Here is a 4,083-nt window from a genome sequence, read left to right as displayed (position 1 = left end):
CGGGGCGCTGCGAAGAGAACAAGGATCCCACCGGTGGCGCCCACCTGAATGCCGAGCCATTGAATCGGCTCCGGCAGCAGGGTGTACAGGGCATACAGGAGCGCCGCCACGAAGCTGATGAAGGTGTGGCCAGCGAGTTCCCTTGTGTCTTGGTGATGAATGATCACACGAGCGTTGACGGAGACCGACACGAAAAGGAGGCCGAGCAAGACGGCCGCAGCGCCTCCGACCGTCACGAAGAAGTCGTGCAGCGGTTCGAGCGCAGTCCCGTCCATGGCTCCGAAGATACCGCGCTACATCTCTGCGGAGGCCGCCCAAGGGCCGGTCGTCGAGCCTGAAGCTGGCCCGTGACATGCGCCCCCAAGAAATGCCGACTTCCACGATGCGAACCAGGCCCGGGCCGCGCCGGATCCGGACGAGCGTGGCGTAAACTGCCGTTGCTGGGCGGCATCCTGCCAGCACTCGACCGAGCCAGTCAGTCTTCGAGGCCGACTTCACAGCCGCACGTTGAGGGATCCTTCACCGGACACCTTTGCCTCTCGCAGGGGACCTTCGGCACTTATGCCGCGGGGGACTTCGCATAACTCTCAGTGGCGTGGCGGGTGCATTGGAAGAACGGCATGACGAGCAAGTGTTGCGCACTCGGACACTCCGGCTTGGAATGTGGTCTGCGTGGGCCGTGGTCGCTTTCGGGGTCGTGTACATCGCACTGGTCGTGGCGAGCGGAGCATTATCGGGCGCCCCCAAGGACCCGTTCTGGGGGGCGGCCGAAGTCGTGACAGTCGTTGGGGCGCCAATCCAAGTCGTGCTCTTCGCAGTGATCTACCAGCTGAGCCCTCAGCCCGCGAGAGTCTTTGGCGTGTTGGCGTTCGGCTTCATGCTTGCGATGGCGGCGCTTACGACCACGGTGCAAGGGTGGCGTTCTCTGTCTGATCGGGTTAGTCGGCCCCGCCGTCGGCAACTCGTATCTGCGGTCCATCGGCGTCCTCGGCTACGGTGTTGTCTTCCCCATCCTCTGCCTGCTGATCGGCTTCAACTTCAGGTCGAACCAAAGGGAGGGCACGAGCCGCTGACGACCTCGCAGTGGCATTCGCCGCCGGACCAGCGGACCGACTCATCAACGAGGACGAGATCGCGAGTCAACACTTGGCAGAACCCACCCATCTTAGAGCGCCCGTAAGCCGGCCGGCTAATGGACGCCGCGGCCCGGGGGTGTGCGCGGGGGTTGGCCTTTGGCGGAGTCAGCCGACGGGGTGGCCGTGGGAGCAGTGGTCTTGGCCTGGGGGGATCTCGTGTCCTTGGATGCAGGTCCGCTCGGGTGGGAGGGGCTGGTCGTGGGAGCTGAAGAAGATCCCGCTAGACCCTCCGGCCACGCCTGCATCCTCTCGCTTGAGCCACTCGCCCAGATGCAGTCCGTGGCGCCTTGGGCGATCCCCGGATGCAGGCTCCGTGCGCTCGGATGGGTTCTTGGCCATTGACACCGCGACCTTCCTGATGGGGGCCTCCCGGACGGACACGGGGAGGACGAGCTGGTGATTGGAGACTGCTCGAGGCTGGGTCCTCACGGGGAACCACAGAGGGAGTTGAGAGCCTCCCCGAGCGCGGAAACCATCTGTTCGATGATCGTGGCACGCTGCCGGTCCCCGCTGGGGTCCTCCAGTGCGCCGGGCAGCGGCTGCGGCATGACCGTCATGGTCGCTGTGTACCTCCCGTCGCTGCTGGAGACTGCGGCGGTGATCGCGTACCCCTGATTGCCCACGGTGTGGAACGATCCCCTGCTCGTGCAGCCCGGTGGGCCCTTCGCGATCCCGAGGGCGAAGGGCGCTGGGCTGGCACCCTTCTCCATCTGCGCAAGCGAAGGGGGCGAGATGAGCCTGCCGCCGAACAGGGCGGCGAGGAATGCGTTCACGTCGCCCATTGTGGAGGTCAGCCCTTCGCTGGAGGAACCGGCGGAGTGGATGTTGTCCGTGGTGTCGATCCTCTGCCCGTGCAGGGTCATGTACCCGTGGAGGATGTCCTTCTGGGTCAGGTCGAGGCGTGCCATGGACGTGTGCATCAGGCCGAGCGGGGCGATGACCTCCTCGTTGAGCACGTCGGTGAACGGCTTCTTGCGTAGGGTCTGCACGAGCAGGCCGAGGGCGATGTAGTTGGTTTCATCCCACTGGTAGGGGCCGACGCTGCTGGCGGGCCATGGCTGGCCGCCCGCGTCGTGGAGGGCCTGCTCCAGCGACAGGGGCTGCGCCAGGGCTGGCCTGAAGTCCACCCCGGACATGGATGCGGGGATGTAGCTGGGGATGCCGGAGGTCTGGCCGAGCAGCTCCCGGACCGTGATGGGGCCGGGAGGGTGCAGCTCGGCTTCGAAGCCGGGGATGACGCTGTTCACCGGGTCGTCGAGGCCGATGAGGTGGTCATCGACGACCTTGAGGACAGCGACCGCGGTGAGTGTCTCGGTCACGCTGCCGACCGAGACCCGGTCCCCGGCCTGTGCCGGGTCCTTCGTGACGAGGTTCCGCACCCCGTACGCTTTAGACCACTGCCCTCCGGGCCAGTTCACCTGCACGACCGCGGACGCCGCGCCGCTGCCGATGAACAGCCGCGCCTGCTCGTCGATGGGGCCGACAGCCGACGGGATGACGGCGCTGGGAGATGCTGAGCTGCCGGCGCCCGAATATTGGCAGGCGGTCAGCAGGAGCGCCAGCAGCAGGACTCCTGCTGCTCGCGGCCTGGGGGCCATCGCGACCACCGTCCCACGTGCGAAAGAGAACGAGAACGGCCGGGCGGAACGCCCGGAAGGCGCATGTGGTGAGCGCCGACGACCCAGCGCGACCATATTAAGCCTCGAACCGGGGTATGTGAGAGGCCGCAAGAGGCCTCGGTGCCTCTTCTCGACAGGGCGTCCGGTAAAGGATCCGCCAACAGTCACTCGCCGGGGTTGATTGTCAGGCCCACGGCCAGTGCGGCCAGCCCTAGCTCGAACTGCTCCTCGCCGGCGACCTCTGGCAGCTCGTCGAGGACGCGAGTGACGAGTGGAAGGTCGTCTGGTGGGAGGCCGGCGACTTCACGCCTCCAGCTCGCCGCGTAGGCAGCCTGCGGCTGGCGACGGGTGCGCGGCATCTCCCAGGCCACGAAGCCGGTGGCGTAAGTCAGGACGGCGTAGACCGCTTGAACGCCGTGGACCGGAGGCATCCCGGCCCTGGCCAATGGGCCGAGGACGGCCTCGAGGCCGTGCAGGATGCCGGGGCCGATCACCGCCCGGGAGAGGAAGATCATTGGCAGGCTCGGGTGCTCGATCAGGTTCAGGCGCAGGGCCCGCCCCCAGGCGAGCAGGATCGCCGCAGCACCGGCGGGGAGTGGTCGGGGAAGCCGGAGGTCGCGCAGCCCGCGTTGGGCGATGGCGTCGAGCAGGTCCTCCTTGCTGTCCACGTAGCCGTAGATGGTCATCACCCCGCAGTCGAGGCGGCGGGCCAGCATCGGCATGGTGAGTGCTTCGAGGCCCTCGGCATCGGCCAGTTCCAGGGCCACGTCGACCACCTGCTCTCGGGTCAGAGAGCCGCGTGGCCGCCGCTTCCGGGGGGTCTTGACAGGAACCTGCATAGATGTACCGTACTACTTACGGTAAGAAATACGCTCCGAAGGGAGTGGAGATGTCTCCGGACCAGCTCGTAGGCCTCGCTGCCAACGTCGTGATCTATGTGGGCCTGATCGCCTTCGTCCTCTTCCGGCAGATGAGCGCGCGGCCGGTCAGGGGTATCAGGCTGGTGTTGCTGCCGGCGGCCCTGGCGCTGTTCGGGCTCCAGCAGCTGGTCCGCCAGCCCCTCGCCGCGGGTTTTGGCGGCGTGGCTGTTCTTGTCGTCGGGCTCGTCATCGGCCTGGCCGTGGGACTGTGGCGGGGTAGGACGTTCCGGGTCTGGGTCGATGCCGGCCGGGTGATGGCCAAGGGGACGGCGATGACGCTGGTGGCCTGGGCGGTGCTTATCGTGGTCCGGCTGCCGTTCGCGTTCCTCGGCTTCGCCGCGGACCGCCCTCAGGGCTTCGTGGTGGGAGAGTTGCTTCTGGCCCTGGCGGTGACGTTCGCCGCGCAGA

3 protein-coding genes and 1 pseudogene are annotated in these 4,083 nt (G+C 67.0%); 1 reads left to right on the top strand and 3 read right to left on the bottom strand.

Features of this window, described 5'->3' with window-relative positions; genetic code table 11:
• The 3 genes and pseudogenes from ACLN58_RS18905 to ACLN58_RS18895 all read right to left on the bottom strand — a co-directional run.
• Nucleotides 1–275: pseudogene (locus ACLN58_RS18905) on the bottom strand (hypothetical protein); the annotation flags it as partial.
• Nucleotides 276–1,561: 1,286 nt separating this feature from the next.
• Nucleotides 1,562–2,734: a serine hydrolase domain-containing protein gene (locus tag ACLN58_RS18900; RefSeq protein WP_415856783.1), complete on the bottom strand. Its 1,173-nt coding sequence runs from the start codon at nucleotides 2,732–2,734 to the stop codon at nucleotides 1,562–1,564.
• 185 nt (nucleotides 2,735–2,919) lie between these two features.
• The gene (locus tag ACLN58_RS18895) at nucleotides 2,920–3,522 is read right to left on the bottom strand and encodes a TetR/AcrR family transcriptional regulator (RefSeq protein ID WP_415856782.1); all 603 of its coding nucleotides are present in this window, start codon (nucleotides 3,520–3,522) and stop codon (nucleotides 2,920–2,922) included.
• A gap of 122 nt (nucleotides 3,523–3,644) precedes the next feature.
• On the opposite strand from ACLN58_RS18895, the gene ACLN58_RS18890 reads away from it, so the two are divergent.
• Nucleotides 3,645–4,083: hypothetical protein (locus tag ACLN58_RS18890; protein ID WP_415856781.1), on the top strand; the 439-nt coding region annotated here is incomplete at its 3' end.

Origin of the sequence: Sinomonas sp. G460-2 (genome assembly GCF_047759905.1) — a bacterium.
Classification (GTDB): Bacteria; Actinomycetota; Actinomycetes; order Actinomycetales; family Micrococcaceae; genus Sinomonas.
This window is presented reverse-complemented; position numbering and strand designations above follow the sequence as displayed.

Excerpts from the sequence above, each read along its gene's own strand:
- ACLN58_RS18900 (WP_415856783.1), bottom strand. The coding sequence starts at position 2,734 with ATGGCCCCCAGGCCGCGAGCAGCAGGAGTCCTGCTGCTGGCGCTCCTG.